General features: G+C 55.3%; 18 protein-coding genes. 7 read left to right on the top strand and 11 right to left on the bottom strand.

Features of this window, described 5'->3' with window-relative positions:
* Positions 1-21: 21 nt before the first annotated feature.
* Genes AUQ43_RS11650 through petA form a run of 3 tightly spaced genes read right to left on the bottom strand, consistent with a single transcriptional unit; the run spans position 22 to position 2,622 of the window.
* Positions 22-798, bottom strand: a complete 777-nt coding sequence (locus tag AUQ43_RS11650) for a cytochrome c1 (RefSeq protein ID WP_062956441.1) — start codon at positions 796-798, stop codon at positions 22-24.
* Positions 791-2,059 (bottom strand): cytochrome b N-terminal domain-containing protein, encoded by a 1,269-nt coding sequence (locus AUQ43_RS11645; protein WP_062956440.1) that lies wholly within the window; start codon positions 2,057-2,059, stop codon positions 791-793. The genes AUQ43_RS11650 and AUQ43_RS11645 overlap by 8 nt, the downstream gene beginning before the upstream one ends.
* An 11-nt stretch (positions 2,060-2,070) precedes the next feature.
* The gene (gene petA, locus AUQ43_RS11640) at positions 2,071-2,622 is read right to left on the bottom strand and encodes a ubiquinol-cytochrome c reductase iron-sulfur subunit (RefSeq protein ID WP_062956439.1); all 552 of its coding nucleotides are present in this window, start codon (positions 2,620-2,622) and stop codon (positions 2,071-2,073) included.
* Positions 2,623-3,014: 392 nt separating this feature from the next.
* On the opposite strand from petA, the gene AUQ43_RS11635 reads away from it, so the two are divergent.
* Positions 3,015-3,488: a tRNA (cytidine(34)-2'-O)-methyltransferase gene (locus AUQ43_RS11635; protein ID WP_062956438.1), complete on the top strand. Its 474-nt coding sequence runs from the start codon at positions 3,015-3,017 to the stop codon at positions 3,486-3,488.
* A 50-nt stretch (positions 3,489-3,538) separates the two neighbouring features.
* On the top strand, positions 3,539-4,417 hold the full coding sequence (gene hemF, locus AUQ43_RS11630) for an oxygen-dependent coproporphyrinogen oxidase (protein ID WP_062957265.1): 879 nt from the start codon (positions 3,539-3,541) through the stop codon (positions 4,415-4,417).
* A gap of 58 nt (positions 4,418-4,475) precedes the next feature.
* On the opposite strand, the gene AUQ43_RS11625 is transcribed toward hemF, so the two are convergent.
* The 4 genes from AUQ43_RS11625 to AUQ43_RS11610 form a co-directional block, all read right to left on the bottom strand.
* The gene (locus AUQ43_RS11625) at positions 4,476-4,784 is read right to left on the bottom strand and encodes a type II toxin-antitoxin system RelE/ParE family toxin (RefSeq protein WP_062956437.1); all 309 of its coding nucleotides are present in this window, start codon (positions 4,782-4,784) and stop codon (positions 4,476-4,478) included.
* Positions 4,781-5,032 (bottom strand): antitoxin, encoded by a 252-nt coding sequence (locus tag AUQ43_RS11620; protein ID WP_062956436.1) that lies wholly within the window; start codon positions 5,030-5,032, stop codon positions 4,781-4,783. Before AUQ43_RS11620 ends, AUQ43_RS11625 begins: the two co-directional genes overlap by 4 nt.
* Before the next feature lie 108 nt (positions 5,033-5,140).
* Positions 5,141-6,094 carry an agmatinase gene (gene speB / locus AUQ43_RS11615; protein ID WP_062956435.1) on the bottom strand — a complete coding sequence of 318 codons (954 nt, stop codon included), beginning with the start codon at positions 6,092-6,094 and terminating at the stop codon, positions 5,141-5,143.
* Positions 6,095-6,188: 94 nt separating this feature from the next.
* Positions 6,189-7,073, bottom strand: coding sequence for a LysR substrate-binding domain-containing protein (locus AUQ43_RS11610; protein WP_084272078.1), 885 nt, complete (start codon positions 7,071-7,073; stop codon positions 6,189-6,191).
* Positions 7,074-7,320: 247 nt separating this feature from the next.
* Here AUQ43_RS11610 and betC point away from each other — a divergent pair, with 247 nt between their 5' ends.
* Together betC and AUQ43_RS11600 are read left to right on the top strand one after the other, a co-directional pair.
* Positions 7,321-8,835: a choline-sulfatase gene (betC, locus tag AUQ43_RS11605; protein WP_062956433.1), complete on the top strand. Its 1,515-nt coding sequence runs from the start codon at positions 7,321-7,323 to the stop codon at positions 8,833-8,835.
* Between the two features lie 214 nt (positions 8,836-9,049).
* Positions 9,050-10,699 carry a BCCT family transporter gene (locus AUQ43_RS11600; protein WP_062956432.1) on the top strand — a complete coding sequence of 550 codons (1,650 nt, stop codon included), beginning with the start codon at positions 9,050-9,052 and terminating at the stop codon, positions 10,697-10,699.
* Between the two features lie 100 nt (positions 10,700-10,799).
* Here AUQ43_RS11600 and AUQ43_RS11595 read toward each other — a convergent pair whose 3' ends face one another.
* The 3 genes from AUQ43_RS11595 to AUQ43_RS11585 form a co-directional block, all read right to left on the bottom strand.
* Positions 10,800-11,360 carry a DJ-1/PfpI/YhbO family deglycase/protease gene (locus AUQ43_RS11595; protein ID WP_062956431.1) on the bottom strand — a complete coding sequence of 187 codons (561 nt, stop codon included), beginning with the start codon at positions 11,358-11,360 and terminating at the stop codon, positions 10,800-10,802.
* A 281-nt stretch (positions 11,361-11,641) separates the two neighbouring features.
* A complete protein-coding gene (locus AUQ43_RS11590) occupies positions 11,642-12,598 on the bottom strand; it encodes a hypothetical protein (RefSeq protein ID WP_114129793.1) in 957 nt (318 codons plus the stop codon).
* A 193-nt stretch (positions 12,599-12,791) separates the two neighbouring features.
* The gene (locus AUQ43_RS11585; protein WP_062956429.1) at positions 12,792-13,688 is read right to left on the bottom strand and encodes a branched-chain amino acid aminotransferase; all 897 of its coding nucleotides are present in this window, start codon (positions 13,686-13,688) and stop codon (positions 12,792-12,794) included.
* Positions 13,689-13,801: 113 nt separating this feature from the next.
* On the opposite strand from AUQ43_RS11585, the gene AUQ43_RS11580 reads away from it, so the two are divergent.
* From AUQ43_RS11580 to AUQ43_RS11570, 3 genes are all read left to right on the top strand, one after another.
* Complete coding sequence (locus tag AUQ43_RS11580; RefSeq protein WP_062956428.1) at positions 13,802-14,317, top strand: MarR family winged helix-turn-helix transcriptional regulator; 516 nt, start codon at positions 13,802-13,804, stop codon at positions 14,315-14,317.
* Between the two features lie 116 nt (positions 14,318-14,433).
* The gene (locus AUQ43_RS11575; RefSeq protein WP_062956427.1) at positions 14,434-15,162 is read left to right on the top strand and encodes a response regulator; all 729 of its coding nucleotides are present in this window, start codon (positions 14,434-14,436) and stop codon (positions 15,160-15,162) included.
* Between the two features lie 45 nt (positions 15,163-15,207).
* Positions 15,208-16,542 (top strand): ATP-binding protein, encoded by a 1,335-nt coding sequence (locus AUQ43_RS11570; RefSeq protein WP_232310662.1) that lies wholly within the window; start codon positions 15,208-15,210, stop codon positions 16,540-16,542.
* A gap of 72 nt (positions 16,543-16,614) precedes the next feature.
* Here the strand turns inward: AUQ43_RS11570 and AUQ43_RS11565 are convergent, their stop codons facing one another.
* The gene (locus AUQ43_RS11565; RefSeq protein WP_062957263.1) at positions 16,615-17,310 is read right to left on the bottom strand and encodes a nitroreductase family protein; all 696 of its coding nucleotides are present in this window, start codon (positions 17,308-17,310) and stop codon (positions 16,615-16,617) included.
* Between the last annotated feature and the right edge of the window lie 58 nt (positions 17,311-17,368).

Here is a 17,368-nt window from a genome sequence, read left to right as displayed (position 1 = left end):
CGTTGTGTCTGAAGCGACGTCTTAGTGTTCGACGTCGCGCCAGATTTTGCGTTTGACCGCATAAAGCATTGCGGTGAACACGATCAGGAACAGGATCACTTTCATGCCAAGCGCCTTGCGGGCTTCAAGCTCTGGCTGTGCTGTCCAGTTCAGGAACGCGGTCACATCACGTGCATGCTGTTCCAGGGTCATCGGCGTGCCGTCCGTGTACTCGACCGCTTCGTCATAAAGCGGCGGAGCCATGGCGATCTGATGGCCCGGGAAGTAGTGGTTGTAGTACTTTCCGTCTGCAAGGTCGAAGCCCTCGGGTGCTTCTTCCTCATAGCCGGTCAGAAGGCCGAACACATAGTCCGGGCCATTGACACGTGCCTTGTTCATCAACGAAAGATCCGGCGGAACGGCGCCGCCATTCGAAGCAGCCGCAGCCTTTTCGTTCGGGAACGGAGACGGGAAGTAATCAGCCGGGATGCCCGGACGGGTGAACATGTCACCATCGTCGTTCGGACCATCTTCGATGTCATACTCGGCCGCAATCGCCTTGATCTGCTCTTCGTTGAATCCAATGCCTTCAAGGTTACGGAAGGCAATGAAACGCAGGCTGTGACAGCCGGCACAAACGTTCTTGTAGACCTGGAAGCCACGCTGCAGCTGTGCACGGTCATAGGTGCCAAACAGACCCTGCCAGCTCCAATCCTGTGCCTCGGGCACCGGCGCGTCGCCGGCAGCCTTGGCTGCACCACCAGTGAATGCGGTTACCGCGAAGGCGGCAGCAATTGCGGTCAGTGCGAACTTACGCATTTGCACCCTCCTTCAAAACAGATTCGCTGATGCTTGCAGGAAGCGGTTTGGTTCGTTCCATTTTTCCAACCAATGGCATGACCACAAGGAAGTGCGCGAAGTAATACAGCGTCGAAAGCTGACCCATCACGATGACTTTCAGACCCGGAATACCGAGGAAGTAGTCATCCGGTGCCTTCGCCCCGCAATAGCCGAGGATGAAGGTGTCGATCACAAACAGCCAGAAGAACCATTTGTAGACCGGACGAAATTTCGAGCTGCGAACCTTCGAGGTATCAAGCCACGGAATAACGAACAGGATCACGATCGAGGCAAACATCGCCAGCACGCCAAGCAGTTTCGCCGGGATGCCAAAGATGGTGAAGTCGATCGACCGCAGGATCGCATAGAACGGCAGGAAGTACCATTCCGGCACGATGTACGGCGGGGTGACCAGCGGGTTCGCCGGGATGTAGTTATCCGGGTGACCCAGATAATCCGGTGCAAAGAACACAAACGCCGAGAAGAAGATCAGGAATACGCCCAGACCGTACAGATCCTTGATCGTGTAGTACGGGTGGAACGGAATGCTGTCTTGCGGCGTTTTGATTTCAACACCGGTCGGGTTGTTCGAACGCACGGTATGCAGTGCCCAGACATGCAGGACAACAAGGCCCAGAATGACGAACGGCATCAGATAGTGCAGCGAGAAGAACCGGTTCAGTGTCGGGTTATCAACCGAGAAACCGCCCCAAAGCCAGGTTACCAGCGGATCACCGATGATCGGGAAGGCAGAGAACAGGTTGGTAATAACCGTCGCACCCCAGAAGGACATCTGGCCCCACGGCAGGACATAGCCCATGAACGCGGTTGCCATCATCGCAAGCAGGATCAGGATACCGATCCACCACAGCATCTCGCGCGGTGCTTTGTATGACCCGTAATACAGGCCACGGAAAATGTGAATGAACACAACGATGAAGAACATCGAAGCGCCGTTCATATGGATATAGCGGATCAGCCAGCCGTAGTTCACATCACGCATGATGCGCTCGACCGACTCAAAGGCCATATCGGTATGGGGGGTGTAGTTCATCACCAGGAAAATCCCGGAGAGAATCATCGTCACCAGAACAAACCCGGCCAGGGAACCAAAGTTCCACATATAGGACAGGTTTTTCGGTGTCGGATATTCGTATGCAGAGTGGTGCAGCATGGAGATGACCGGAAGACGGTCGTCAACCCACTTGACCACTTTGTTGTTCCACTGAGGTGCGCTCATCTACCTGCTCCTTACCCGATCCGGACCGACGTGTCGGTCAGGAATTCATATTCCGGAACGACAAGGTTCAACGGCGCGGGGCCGCGGCGGATACGGCCCGACGTATCATAGTGCGAGCCATGGCATGGGCAGTACCAGCCATCATAATCCCCACGGGTTTCGCCTGTGGCCGTGCCCATCGGAATGCAGCCCAGATGGGTGCAGACGCCGACGACAATCAGCCACTCTTTCTTTTCGACGCGTGCATCGTCGCTCTGTGGATCGACGAGTTCGTTCAATGCGACGTCTTCGGCCTCATTGATTTCGCGTTCGGTACGATGGCGGATGAAGACAGGTTTGCCTCGCCACATGACCTTAATTGCCTGACCAACGGGGATGTTGGCCAAATTAACCTCAACCGAGGCAAGTGCGAGAACGTCCTTGGACGGGTTCATGCTGTCCACGAACGGCAACAACGCGCAACCAACGCCAACGGCGCCAACTGCTGTGGTCGCCAAGGTCAGGAAATCCCTGCGGTTCTCGTCCGGCTGGTGTTCGCCGGAGGAATGCACCGTTTGCGACATAATTAATCCCTCTTTCTGCCCCCAAAACAGGCATGCGGAATGCCAAACCAAGACTTAGGGCAAACCCGTTTGCTTTCCATTGATGAAAATCAAACAATCTTGCCGCTAAAAGCCCTTAGGCCTGTTTGACGGTCCGTATACTAACAAAAATTCAGTTTGTTAAGGAGAACTTGGAGTTGCAAATTGTTTGCATTCAACCAGATCATTGGGTTTTGCGCTGCACAATTCGGTAAAACATAGCGTAATTGCGGGTATCCCGGCTTTTGTTCGCCAAGGACTTGGCGGTTTAGTTCTTCATATTCCAAAAAAGTCTAATAGGGGCGTTAACGGGTAATTATATGTCCCTGACGAACTGATTCGACATTTGTTCACCAACGATTCTAAAAGACGCCATGAGAATTTGTTTATTCGAACCCGACATTCCGCAAAATACCGGCACGATCCTGCGCATGGCCGCCTGCTTTGGCCTGCCGGTCGATATCATCGAGCCGTGCGGATTTTTGCTGACCTCGGCGGCACTCAAACGTGCGGGGATGGATTATCTTGAAAAGGCCGATTATATACGCCATGCCAACTGGCGCGCCTTTGTCGAGGCCCGCGAAGACGGAACCCTGCCGGGACGTTTGGTGTTGCTGACGACCAAGGGGGCCGAACCCTATTGCGATTTCGAATTTCGCGCCGATGATATCCTTATGCTGGGGTCCGAAAGCAAAGGGGTGCCCGATCAGGTGCATGATTATGTCGATGCCCGCGTCGTCATTCCCATGAAGCCGCAAATGCGCTCGCTGAATGTCGCCATGGCAACCGCAATGACATTGGGCGAAGCGCTCCGACAGACCAATGGCTTTCCCAAGCCCAGTGAATGAACCAAGTGAGTGACGCAATGACGGACGCAAAGATTGCTGCAAAACAGGCAATGAAAACGAGCACCGACCACAAGGTCGACGATGCCGTCGTTGCCAAACGCAAACAGATCGCCCAGGACTGGTTCCGCCAATTGCGTGATGACATTTGCGCCAGTTACGAGGCGCTTGAGGACAGCTACGAAGGACCGCTTTCCGATCGTGCACCGGGGCGTTTTGAACGCACCGTATGGGAACGCGGTGAGAATGAGGGCGGCGGCGAGATGTCGGTCATGAAGGGCCGGGTGTTTGAAAAGGTCGGGGTCAATATCTCGGTCGTGCATGGCGAATTTTCCGAAAAGTTCCGCAAGGAAATCCCCGGTGCCGATGAAAACCCCAATTTCTGGGCCGCGGGCATTTCACTGGTCGCCCATCCATGCTCGCCCCATGTTCCGGCCGTGCACATGAACACGCGGCACATCGTCACCACCAAGGCATGGTTTGGCGGTGGTGCCGATCTGACCCCGGTCTTCCCGCAGGAAAAAGATACCGCCGATTTCCATGGCGCGCTTAAATCTGCCTGCGATGCCCATGGCGATGACTATTACGACCGGTTCAAAAAATGGTGCGATGAATATTTCTGGCTGCCCCACCGTAACGAACCGCGCGGGGTTGGCGGCATTTTCTATGATTATCTGGATGCTGACTGGGAAGCCGACTTTGCCTTTACCCAGGATGTCGGGCGTGCTTTCCGCGATATCTATCCGGAACTGGTCAAGCGCCACTACAACAAATCCTGGACCGATGACGAACGCCGCGCCCAACTGATCAAGCGCGGCCGCTATGTCGAGTTCAACCTGCTCCATGACCGTGGCACGCGCTTTGGCCTGATGACCGGTGGCAACACCGAAGCCATCCTGATGTCGCTTCCGCCCGAAGCCAACTGGCCGTAACGCCTTACACCGTCATCCCCGCGAAGGCGGGGATCTCGTGCCGCTTGCCCCGACCGCGCTATCGAATTCTGTCAGCCAGTCGCGTCATAAGGTCCATGCGCTCATGGAAAATCGCCACGATCAATGCGGGCGCATTTTTGCGTGGCAGACAGAAGACGTAATGCTGCGCGCAGCGCGCCATCCGAAGGTTCGGAAAAAGTTCGCTCATGTCATGGAATGAACCACGTCCGGCGACGAGATCATCAATACCCTTTTCCAGCGTGGCGACATAGCGCCGCACTTGTGCTGGGCCCCATTCATTGTTGGTATAGCGAATGATCCCGCGCAGATCGGCTTCTGCCTCTGCGCTAAGGACATAACCCGTCACGCAGGCTTCTCGCTCAATTCTTCCTCAAGGATTTCGTCGATATTTTTGGACGAAACGTTCCCCGCAACCCCATCCTGGATACGATTTTCGAGTAGGGTTTTCAGCTCCATCCATGCCTTGTCGGCATTGGCATCGTCCGGGAATAAACGTTCAAGCGCGTATTGCTTGATGGTCTTGCCCTGCAAGGCCGCCGTTGCCTTCAGGCTCTGGTGCTGCTGCTCGGTGATGTCGATCGTCAAGCGGCTCATAGGGCAATCTCCCAAAAAATGTACAAACCCACATTACCACATATGTGGGGTTGTTGCTATGACCTGATCCTGTTCATCAAGCGGACGTTTTTCCAGCGGTGTCTGCCCTTATTTGTCCCGCGCAGCAAAAATCCGCCCGATGGTATTAAGCAATATTTGCGCGGCCAGAATGGCGGTTGTGCCGGTGTGATCGTAATCCGGCGCGACTTCCACCAGATCAATGCCGACGATATCACCGCGCTTGGCAAGGCCGGCGATGATTTCCAGCACGTCATAATACAGGAACCCGCCGTGGCTGGGCGTGCCGGTGCCAGGCGCAATGGACGGATCAAACCCGTCAATATCAATCGTCAGGTAGTATCGTTTCCCGGCCGGAATACGTTCCAGAACACCTTCGACACCAAGCTTGCGAACTTGGCGCACGGAAAGGATGTCCGATCCCTGTTCGCGGGCATAGTCGTATCCTTCCTTGGCGGTGGACGACACATTGCGAATGCCAAGCTGGGTCATGCCTGATACCCACGGCTTTTCAATCGCACGGCGCATCGGGTTGCCATGGCCGTTGCGCACGCCGTGGCGTTCATCGACGAAATCCAGATGGGCGTCAAATTGCACCACATGCACCGGTTCCTGATCGGAAAAGGCATTGATACAGGGAATATTGATCGAATGATCGCCGCCCAGAACCACGGGCAGGGCACCGGCGGCCAAAATCTTGCGCACGCCAAACTCGATATTGGCGTGGCTGTTGATCGTGTCGGTATGAATGATATCGGCATCGCCAATATCGATCATCCGGACCCCTTCAAGATAGGTCACGTCATCTTCATGGTCATAGGCCCCGGCATGGCCAAAGGCAAAAAGTGTCGATGCCTCGCGAATGCTGCGCGGCCCGAACCGGGCACCGGATCGCCACTGGGTGCCGAAATCAAACGGTGCGCCAAGGATCGCAACATCGGCATCAATCGCATCCCAGTTCTCGACATAGGGGCTTTTGGAAAAGGTCGAAATGCCAACGAAGGGCAGGTTCAACCGCCCGCTGTTATAGCCATGCTCTGTCATGAAAAATCCCCTGTCGATTGTGGTGTACGCGAACCACCACTCTAGGGAACACTGCGCCAAGGTTACAGCAAAACAATGCAAGATTTCAGAGGTGTCAGGTCTCGTTGGTCAACCAGTCCAGCAACGTGATTGTCGTATCGCTGACCGACCGGCTGGGTACCACCCAGTATCCGCGATCCGGGCGGCTGACTTCCGCGCCAACCGTGACAAGTGACCCTTGGTCGATGTGATGCTCAATCAACCCCCGCCACCCCAGCGCGACGCCCTGTTCGGCAAGGGCGGCCTGAATGACAAAGCCATAGGTGTTCAGACCAAGATCGCCTTGTGCCGGTTTGCGGTCAATCCCGTGATCGGCAAGCCAGCTTTCCCATGTCAGCCAGCGTGACTTGCCGGTAACTTCCAGGTGCAGTAGCGGTGCACGGGCAAACTGCGCGGGATCATCAAACGGGCCAAACCGTTCAAGAAAACCCGGCGTGCAGACCGGTACCACCCGCTCCGGGATCAGAAGCTGTGCCGTCTCGGGGAAATCTTCTGCTGCCCCGAATAACATGGCAGCATCGGTTTCGCGGCCAAGTTCATCATCAAGGCCTTGCGATGCAATGATATGGACTTCAGCTTCGGGGTGCAGGCGACGGAAATCGGTCACACGCGGCATCAACCAGAAGGCCGCAAACCCGAAATCGGTAAAGATCCGCACCGCATGGTCCTGTGAAGACCGGCGGGTATCGCGCACGGCTTTGTCAATATTTTCGACACTGCTTTTGACCGCCTCAAACAGGACTTCACCCGCATCGGTCAATCGGCTGCCGCCCTGTGACCGATGCAGCAGCGATACGCCCAGCTGATCTTCGACCCGCTTGATCTGATAGGTCACCGCAGGCTGGCTCAATCCCAGTTCATTGGCGGCCCGTGTGAGGCTGCCCAGCCGCCCAACGGCTTCAAAAATTCTCAGCCAGCCAATGTCGAGTGGTCTTTGCATTATAAAAATTCTTTATGGAAGTGATTAAAAAACACCGGGTTTCTTTGAGTGTCAATTTATGAATTTAATGTCGTTAACGAAGCATGCGTCAAGCGGAATAACAATAAGACCCGATAAAACGCACCCGAAAAGGGGCAGGGTTTACGGCTGGCGCGGGCTCGAACCAAACGACCCAGGGGTGCTTTTCTCGTCAATGCTGCCATCTTGGTGATCGGCGGATTGCACCCTGTGAAGGAGTGCATAATACATGACGTCCCCGAATATTTTGATCCTGATGGCCGACCAGTTGAACGGAACGCTGTTCCCCGATGGCCCTGCAGATTTCCTTCATACGCCGCATTTGCGCAAGCTAGCACGTCGCTCGGCACGTTTCCGCAATTGCTATACCGGCTCCCCGCTTTGTGCCCCGGGACGTGCATCCTTTATGGCCGGTCAGTTGCCCCATCGCACCCGGGTCTATGACAACGCCGCCGAATTTTCCTCGGACATTCCGACCTATGCCCATCACTTGCGTCGCGCGGGGTATTACACCTGTCTGTCGGGCAAGATGCATTTCGTCGGTCCAGATCAGCTTCACGGGTTTGAAGAACGCCTGACCACCGATATCTACCCGGCCGATTTCGGCTGGACGCCGGATTATCGCAAACCGGGTGAACGGATTGACTGGTGGTATCACAACCTCGGATCCGTCACCGGTGCCGGTGTTGCCGAGATTTCCAACCAGATGGAATATGATGACGAGGTCGCCTACAACGCGACGCACAAGATTTATGACCTGTCGCGCGGCCATGACGAACGCCCGTGGTGCCTGACGGTCAGCTTCACCCATCCGCATGACCCGTATGTTGCACGCAAGAAATTCTGGGATCTGTATGAAGATTGCCCGGAACTTGAACCCGATGTTGCGCCGTTTGACTTTGATGATCAGGACCCGCATTCCCAGCGCCTGATGCATGCCAGCGACTACACCGCCTTTGACATCCAAAAGGAAGATGTCAGACGCTCCCGTCAGGCCTATTTCGCCAACATCTCCTATATCGATGACAAGGTCGGTCAGATCATGGAGGTGCTTGAAAACACCCGTCAGCTCGACAACACCATCATCATCTTTGTCTCCGACCACGGCGATATGCTGGGCGAGCGGGGTCTGTGGTTTAAAATGAGCTTCTTTGAAGGCTCTGCCCGTGTGCCCTTGATGATGGCCGGGCCGAACATCACGCCGGGTCTTTATACCGATCCGGTCTCAAGCCTTGATGTCACGCCGACAGTCGCTGATCTCGCGGGCATTTCCATGGAAGAGGTACAGCCATGGACTGACGGGATGTCACTGTGCTCGATGCTTGATGGCAAGGCGCGCACCGAACCGGTGCTGATGGAATATGCCGCCGAAGGCTCCTATGCCCCGCTGGTCTGTATCCGTGAAGGCAAATGGAAATACACCTATTGCACGCTTGATCCTGAACAGCTTTTCGATCTTGAAGCCGATCCCAAGGAACTGACCAACCTTGCAGCGGATCCGGCCTGTGCTGAACAGATGGAAGCATTTCGCGTGCAGCGTGATGCGCGGTGGAACCTTGATGCGTTTGACTCTGCGGTTCGCGAAAGTCAGGCGCGCCGCTGGATTGTCTATGAGGCGCTGCGCAACGGCTCTTACTTCCCGTGGGATTATCAGCCGCTGCAAAAGGCCTCCGAACGCTACATGCGTAATCACATGGATCTCAATGAACTCGAAGACAAACAGCGCTTCCCGCGAGGGGAGTAAGAAGCAGCGTCGGCCAGCCATGTGGGACGGCTGGTCGGCGCTGCCTTAACTCGTCTGCCAAAACAGCTGAAGAAAGACCTGAAGTGCCTAATCAAAGCCGCCTCGCAGTCCGGCTCGGGTACGGACCGCATGTTTGATCAGTTCCGGGAGCCCCCCTGAACTGGACAGGGGCATAAACAACGAAAAGTTGGATACCCGAAACAGTGAGGTAATCATGGACGACAAAATGAAGGTGGGGCCGCTCGGGCCCTTCCCGCGGGTCAGCAAGCCGGTCTTCTCGGTATCGGCCGTCCTGATCTTGGGATTCATCATATTCGGCGCGGCCTTTACCGAAACCGCAGGTGCGCTGTTCTCCGCCGCGCAATCGGTAATCGGGAACTATTTCGGCTGGTTTTTGATCATTGTGGCCAACCTGGCTGTTGTGGTCAGTCTCTATCTTGCAATCGGGCCTTATGGCCGGGTGCGTCTGGGCCGTCAGACCGACAAGCCGGAATATGGCCTGTTTTCCTGGACGGCCATGCTGTTTAGTGCCGGCATTGGTATCGGTTTGCTCTATTGGGGGGTGGCAGAGCCACTTTATCACTATTTCGCACCGCCCATGGCCGAACCCGAAAGCATTGCCGCGGCCGAACAGGCAATGACGATTTCGTTCCTGCATTGGGGCATCCATGGCTGGGCGCTTTATTGCATCGTTGGCCTGTCGCTGGCCTATTTCCACTATCGCAAGGGTCTGCCGCTTTCGATCCGCTCCGCCCTTTATCCGATCATTGGCGAACGGATTTATGGCACCTGGGGCCATGTGGTCGATATTCTCGCCGTGTTTGGCACGATGTTTGGCATTGTCACGACCCTTGGTCTTGGCGTCATGCAGATCAGCTCGGGTCTGAATTCGCTGTTTGGTATTCCCGACACGATGCCGGTCCAGATCATTTTGATTGCCATCATTACCGTGTTTGCGACCATTTCGGTCATGGCGGGCCTTGATGGCGGCATCAAGCGGATCAGTAACCTTAATATCCAGCTGAGCTTCCTGTTGCTGGGCTTTGTTCTGATATTTGGCCCGACCCTGTTTGTGTTCGACAGCTTTGTTGAAAATGTCGGCAACTATATCAGCAATCTGGTCGTCATCAGTTTCTGGAGCGAAGCCTACACCGATACCAACTGGCAGACCGGCTGGACGATTTTCTATTGGGCCTGGTGGGTTTCGTGGTCGCCGTTTGTCGGCATTTTCATTGCCCGCATTTCGCGGGGCCGCACGGTGCGCGAGTTCACGCTTGGCGTTCTGTTTATTCCGGTCTTCATCCTGTTCTTCTGGTTTACCGCCTTTGGCGGGGCTGCGATCCATATGGAAATGATCGGCGATCCCGGTTTGATCGAGGCCACCAAGGCCAGTTACGGCAGTGCGATCTTCAAGCTGCTTGAATTCATGCCGCTGACCAAGTTTGTCACCACGGTTGTCATCGTGATGATCGTGATCTGGTTTGTCACCTCTTCTGACAGTGGATCGTTTGTCATCGACATGCTGACGGCCGGTGGCGATGCCAACCCGCCGCGTATTCAGCGCCTGTTCTGGGCCACGACCGAAGGCGTGATTGCGGCGGTCCTTCTGGTGGCAGGCGGGCTATCAGCCCTGCAAGCTGCGGCCGTTGTGGCGGGCTTCCCGTTTGCGGCGGTTATTCTGGTTATGATGTATGGGTTGTTGCGTGGCCTTGGTCGCGATTCACTCGTCCTTTACCGCTACAAGCAGTGGTACGAGACCGAGCACGAGGCTGACCATAACCTGCCCGATGCCTATGTCGACGAGACCGAACTTCCGGATGTTCATCCGGGTCCGACATTCACCGCACCAAAGCACGCTGAATAGCGACGCCAAATTGGTACGGTAACGATCAAACACAAAACGGACGGATGGCCTGTGCCATCCGTCCGTTGCTTTGAGGGTGTTTAGACCATCCTGGTTGGTCTTATGCCGCACGCTGGTGATGCGTGCCTTCGCTGACTTCCTCGACGATTTTGCTGACAAAGGCATCAAGATCCTGCGGTGAACGCGACGTCACAATGCCGTCTTCGCAGACCACAGCCTCGTCGCGCCACAGCGCACCGGCATTGAGCATATCGGTCTTGATCGACGCAAATGACGTTGCATGACGATCACGCAGCGCGCCGACCTCGATCAGAAGCCACGGGCCGTGGCAAATGGCCGCAACCGGTTTGCCCGATGCGACAAACTCGCGCACCAGACTGACAGACGCTTCGTCATTGCGCAGCAGGTCCGGGTTGATCTGCCCACCGGGGATGACCAGCGCGTCATAGTCTTTGATATCGACATTTTTGACTTCGACATCGACATCGACCGTGTCGCCCCAATCGCTTTTATCCCAGCTTTTGATCGGATCAGATTTGGGCGATGCGATTTTGACGTCGGCCCCGTGGGTTGACAATTTTTCAAGCGGAACACGCAGTTCAGACCGTTCATAGCCATCGGTGGCAAGAATCAGGATCTTTGCGGTATCAATCGCAGGCATGATGTCGCTCCTTTCATTGGTGACACCTTGCCAACGGCTGCGAGCTGCTCTCGTTCCGGATTTCAATGTGATCATTTTGTGGCACGGGCGCAAAATCGCTGTGAAACACCGAATTGCCTCTGATGCGTTTTTAATTGTATGAGGATTTATATTCCGCCTTGCTAGTGGTCTGTTTGACTGCGGGGCAAAGGGCGGAAATCCCGCGTATCCGTCTGAAAAACAGACGACTTCTAATCCTCATACTTAAGGCATGCGGCTTGTTTTCTGCCAGGCGGGGCAGCTCAGTTTGACGGGACGGTTTTCTGGTGTGCGCGCTGGTCTTCTGTTGGGTTCAGGATGCGCCAGTCGCGGACCTGTTCATTGATGATGCCGCTATTCACAAGGCATTGGTGAATGAAGCCATTGGTGTGAAGCGCGCTGATCCCGGCATTGATTGCTCTGACGACCTTGTTTGCGTTCGGTAAATGGCGCGAGATCATGAAATGCTGGCTAGCTGGCAGGATCACCTTTATCCCGGGCATCGGATAAAGCTTGATACCCTCCAGAACCCGAACCATGCCCGGCGCGCTGGAAAATTCAAGCAGGGTGAAATCTGCCCGACCAGCATCAATCAACGCATACATTTGCTGTTTGGTTGCTGCACTGGTCAGGCTCGCCGGTGCAAGGTTCTCAAGCACCTCCCAATCCAGCCGCCAGGTGCGGATGGATACCGCGCTCATGTGATGGACATTGGAAATCGGCTCGTTATAGCCGCGTGTTACGCTGCCTTGGCGGACATAGATGCCTTTTTCAAAGTCGCCCCGGCGCAGGATCGGGGCGGATTTCAGGGCATTGGGATCCGCATCAATATTAAACTCCCAGTCCGATTTGACATCGGCATTGCCGTTGCGGATCATCATGCGGCTGCGTTCGGAATTCGGTGATGGCACCACGTTTATCTTCGCATCAAGCCCGCCTGCCGTCAGGGATTGGTGCAAGATGGAATACATCACAAGCGACGCACTGCTCGGCCTGCCGGCAAGGCAGGACCGGCAGGCTGGATTGGTGTCATTTTGGCAGGACAAGACAGCGTCGTACTCGCTTTCGCGCACGGGAAAACGGAGTTCGGCCGCCTCCTCGGCATAGGCGGGGCCGCTGGTAACCGCTGCCAGCACAGACAACGCAGACAACGCAAGCGTCGCAGCAACAAAGATGCTGGTTCTGACGATGGTACTCGAAGCACCCGTGTTAGGTGTCATGCGGTTGTCCGGTAACGGTGGCATTACGTATGATAGCAGCCGACAGCATATGAGACCACAAGATCGGAATGTCATCCACCACTGGATGAAAAATTTCGCCGTGTGAGAGAATGCAAAGAAAAACACCCCGGCGTGAAACATCCGGGGTGTTTTTTAAAAAATGTGAATAATCGATCCGATTATTCAAAAAAATTTACTCAGCCGCGACAGCCGTATTCTCGCCGCGGACCAGTGCCATATAGTCTTCCATCATGGTCTTGCAGACCTGACCCGGGGTGAAGCTGTATGGGCCGATTTCAGCCACCGGCGTGACTTCAGCAGCCGTTCCAGTCAGGAAGCATTCTTCGAAGTCTGCCATCTCTTCAGGCATGATGACGCGTTCAATAACCTCATACCCGCGCTCTTTGGCCAGCGCGATCACGGTACGGCGGGTAATGCCATCCAGGAAGCAATCGGGTTTCGGGGTATGGATCTGGCCATCCTTGATGAAGAAGACGTTTGCCCCGGTCGCCTCAGCCACCTGACCACGGTAATCAAGCATCAGCGCGTCGGCATAACCCTTGCGTTCTGCTTCGTGCTTGGAAAGCGTGCAGATCATGTAAAGGCCCGATGCCTTGGCATTGGTCGGTGCTGTGTTCGGTGCCGGGCGGGCCCATTTCGACAGATCCAGACGAATGCCCTTAAGGCGTTCTTCCGGCGCGAAATAGCTTGGCCATTCCCAGCAGGCAATCGCCACATTGATGCGCGTGGTCTGGGCGGAAACACCCATCATTTCACTACCGCGCCAGGCAATGCGACGGACATAGCCCTCGGTAATGTTGTTGGCAGCCAGTGTCTCGACGACGGCATCATCAAGTTCTGCGGCGCTATAGGGGATCTTCATGTCCAGGATTTCGCCGGATTTGATCAGACGTTCGCCATGTTCGGCCAGCTTGAAAACCTTGCCGTTATAGGAACGTTCCCCTTCAAATACCGCACTCCCGTAATGGACAGCATGGCTGAGCACATGCAAAGTGCTTTCACGCCACGGTTTAAGTTCACCATTATACCAGATATAACCATCGCGGTTATCAAAGGTCGGAGTCGTCATTTGCCAAATTCCATTTCAAGAACGTTCCCGGACGTAACTTTATGTCCTTATTTGTCTGGTCGGGGTAACATTCATAGATTAATGTGTCAATATAACTGACATAACGGATAAGCATGGCAGATATCTCTACACGCAAGGTCAATCCGCTTTTTCTGCGGGAAGAAGAGCTTAGACAAGGCATTGAATTGCTGTTCTATGCGTATCGTGATTTCACCGAAGTCGCGGACCAGATGCTTGCGCAATATAATTTCGGTCGCGCCCACCATCGGGTCATCTATTTCGTGAGCCGAAATCCCGGAATTACGGTCAGCGACCTGTTGTCGATTCTCAAGATCACCAAGCAGTCGTTGTCGCGTGTGCTGGGCCAGCTGGTGCGTGAGGGCTTTATCGAGCAGAAGACCGGTTTGCAGGACCGCCGTCAGCGTTTGCTGACCCTGACTGAAAAGGGTGAGGCACTTGAACGCGAACTGACCGAACAGCAGCGCGCCCTGATTGCGGCCGCCTATCGCGAGGCCGGGGCGGAATCGGTCGAAGGTTTCCGCAAGGTCATGCTGGGCATGATGGAAGAAAAGGACCGTAAACGGTTCGAGGATGACGGCCCCGGTGGTGTACGCCGCCGCGCAGGCTGAGCCACGCTTGCGGATCAGCCATAATTTTGACGTGGTCATCCTTACGCTTTTGAAAGATTTTGCGGCCAAGTTACTGTTTAAAGGTCCAGATTGATTTCGGTGTTTAGGAACCCCCAATGACCGGTGCTGATCTGCCACATGTTCTTGTGGTCGATGATGATGACCGTTTGCGTGATCTTCTTACCCGTTATTTGGGCGAGAACGGCTTTAACGTGTCTGCTGCACGCGATGCCAGCGAGGCGCGCGCCAGCCTGTCGGGGCTGCAGTTTGATCTGATCGTGCTTGATGTCCTGATGCCAGGCGAAAAGGGCGTCGATTTGGCGCGCAGCCTGCGCGAGGCAGGCTCAAAGGTTCCGATCTTGCTACTTACCGCACTCTCGGAAACCGAAGACCGGATTGCCGGTCTCGAAGCCGGGGTCGATGATTATCTTGCCAAGCCGTTTGAGCCACGTGAACTGGTGCTTCGGATCGAGGCGATCCTGCGTCGCTATGGAGAGTTGCCAGACACTGAAGATGCGGTATTGGCTGAAGAAGCAGAAAGAAAAGCTTCTTTCGGGGCATTTCGTTTTGATCTGAGCCGGATGATCCTGCAGCGTGGTGAGGAGCATGTTTATCTGACCACCGCCGAGCAGGCATTGCTGGCAGCACTGGTTAAGCGGCGGGGCCAAACGACATCGCGCGAACAGCTTCACGGCATGGTCAGTGGCAACGCCATTGATCCGACCGCGTCACGCAGTATCGATGTGCAAGTCACGCGCCTGCGCCGCAAACTTGAAGAAGACCCCAAGCAACCAAGATACTTGCAGACAGTACGTGGTCAGGGCTATGTCCTGTATACAGACTGAAAAGCGTCGGGTAATCGACCATGAAAACGGACAAGGATAATCAGCGTGGGTAGCGAACAGAACGGGCGGATCAAATCACTGATGCCGACGGGGCTTTTGGGCCGGTCGCTTCTGATCCTGATGACGCCGATGCTGCTATTGCAGATCGTTACCGTCCTGATCTTCTTTGAACGGCATTGGGATACGGTGGCCCGCCAACTCAGCCGTGGGCTTGGTGGCGATGTCGCATATGTTATCGATTTCTTGGGGCAGTATCCCGAGAAAGAACATTACGAGTGGATTCAGAACTCGGCGCGGACGCGGATGCAACTTGATATCGTGTTCGAACCCGATGCGATTCTCGAGCGCCAGATCACCGAGCCGCCACTTGGGCTTGTGTCCGAAGAGCTGTACGTTGCTCTTGATGAACGCCTGCAGCGCCCGTTCTTTTTTGATCTTGAGCTTGATGACCGCAAGCTTGAAATTCGGGTGCAGATGAAACAGGGGGTCCTTTCGATCATTGCCCCGCGCAAGCGTCTGTACAATTCCACCACCTATATCTTCTTTATGTGGATCGCGGGATCGGCATTGATCTTGTATGGGGTGGCGGTGATCTTTATGCGTAACCAGGTCCGCCCAATCCGCCGACTGGCCAAGGCCGCCGATCAATTCGGTCGCGGCGTTGATGTTGAGGACTTTAAGCCCGAAGGGGCAGCAGAAGTCCGTCTGGCCGCGACATCTTTCATGGCGATGCGCGATCGTATCGGACGTCATTTGTCTCAGCGTACGGCCCTGCTCGCCGGGGTGTCGCATGATTTGCGTACGCCACTGACCCGCATGAAGCTTGAACTCGCCATGCAGCAAAGCTCGCCCGGTGTTGATGCCCTGAAACAGGACGTCGTCGATATGGAACGCATGGTCGATGCCTATCTGGCATTTGCGCGCGGTGAAGAAGGCGAGAAGGCGGTTCTGACTGATATTGGCAAGCTTCTGACCGATCAGGTTGGCGAAGCGCTTCGCGACGGACAGCAGATTGACCTGCACATTGAAGATAGCCTTGAATTGGAGCTGCGCCCGCAATCGGTGAAACGGTGTGTGGCGAATATCATGTCCAATGCCGGACGCTATGCCAACAATCTGTCGGTGCGCGCCGGGCGCCGCGGGCAGGATTACGAGATCATCTTTGATGATGATGGGCCAGGCATCCCGGTCGACAAACGTGAAGAGGTTTTCAAGCCGTTTTACCGCCTTGAGGAGTCGCGCAATCAGGCGACCGGCGGGGTCGGCCTTGGCATGACCATCGCCCGTGATTCGGCCCGTGGTCACGGCGGTGAGGTTTTGCTTGAAGATGCGCCGGGTGGCGGCCTGCGGGTGCGCCTTGTGCTGCCAATCGGGCACTAAGAACCTAGAGTGCCAAGGTACAAAAAGCCCCGCTTGATGCGGGGATTTTCTTGTTTGAGCGGTAAAGACCAATCAGAAAAACGTGGCAATTTCCGATAGTTCCTTTTTCTCGGTTGCGTGGGCCGGGATGGTGGCATCGGTCGCCGGGTAACCAGTGACAAGCAGGATGTAAGGCTTGTTGTGATCCGGACGGTCGCAGATATCGGTCAGGAAGCTCATCGGGTTTGGAGTGTGGGTGAGGGTGGCAAGACCAGCCCGATGGAGGGCCGCAATCAGAAAGCCTGTCGCGATTGAGACGGATTCTGGCACGTAATAGTTTTTGCGCAGTTTGCCATCAGCAGAGGTGCTTTTGCGTTCGCCAAAAATACATATCAACCATGGCGCGGTTTCCAGAAACGGTTTGCTGTCATCCGTTCCCAGTGGTTTGAGCGCATCAAGCCATTCTTCGCCCGCACGGCCTTCGTAAAAGGCGCGTTCTTCTTCTTCCGCCGCCAGTCGGATTTTGCGTTTCATCGACGGGTCGCCAATCACGGAAAAATGCCAGGGCTGGTGGTTGGCCCCATTCGGCGCAGTGCCGGCAGCACGAATGCAGGTTTCGATGATGTCACGCGGGACAGGACGATCCGAAAAATCGCGCACGGTGTGGCGCGTTTTGATGTTGTCGTAAAATTCTTGCGCGCGGGCGCGCATTTCATTGAGGTCATATTCCTGATAGTCGGGCAGCGGGATGGGAACGAAGTCGGTGGTCAGCGTTTTCGGGGACGACATGGCGCTTCCTGATATGTTCGGGTTTTTAATTGTTTGCGAAGTGTATGGGGCACGAATC

The organism is Thalassospira sp. MCCC 1A01148, from assembly GCF_001613795.1.
Lineage (GTDB): Bacteria > Pseudomonadota > Alphaproteobacteria > Rhodospirillales > Thalassospiraceae > Thalassospira.
Note: the sequence above shows the minus strand (reverse complement) of the source record. Positions and strands in the feature narration are given on the sequence as shown.